General features: G+C 44.9%; 1 protein-coding gene and 1 pseudogene. One reads left to right on the forward strand and one right to left on the reverse strand.

The window, feature by feature from the left end; genetic code table 11:
- Positions 1-417, forward strand: a pseudogene (locus R7040_RS28175) (MATE family efflux transporter); the annotation flags it as partial.
- Here R7040_RS28175 and R7040_RS28180 read toward each other — a convergent pair.
- A partial coding sequence (locus R7040_RS28180; RefSeq protein WP_318097848.1) for a nitrous oxide-stimulated promoter family protein occupies positions 404-594 on the reverse strand: 191 nt, incomplete at its 5' end. The pseudogene R7040_RS28175 and the gene R7040_RS28180 overlap by 14 nt on opposite strands.

The raw sequence follows: 594 nt of genomic DNA on the forward strand, positions 1-594 counted from the left end.
AAATTCTTTATCAAAGCAGTCTTTGTGTTTGGTATTTCCATCGGCGCACTGTTGCTTCTTAATCGTGAGTTGATCATTGCAGCATTGAATTTGGACAACCCTGATCTTTACCCACTCGCAGCCCCTGCGGTGATGATTTTGTGCTGCGCGATTTGGTTGCGTATGTTGAACATGATCATCATTAACGGGATTATTCGAGCTGGTGGCGACAACGTATTCTGCTTACGCATGGACTTTATCGCCATGTGGATGACAGGCTTGCCACTTTGTGCAATCGCTGCGTTTGTTCTTGGTTGGGAGTTTAAGTACGTGTATGCACTGATGATTGCAGAGGAAGTCGTTAAGTTGGCGTTGTGTTATCGTCGATATACGCAAAAGTATTGGATAAAGAATCTAACCGTCATTACGACTTCTTAGTATCGCGTTCTTCATTGATTCTTTTGTGGCGGTTCGATGCATTGGCTGCTGGTTTTTCAGGAACCTCGCGTTTCTCGTGCAGCAGGTGCCGAACTGCCAGAATCGGATGTTTTAGTAACATTCTCGGGCCTGAATAGCGCATCACTAAACGCATCTGTTCTTTAGGTTCGGGTTTAT

The organism is Vibrio sp. 1069 (genome assembly GCF_033340555.1).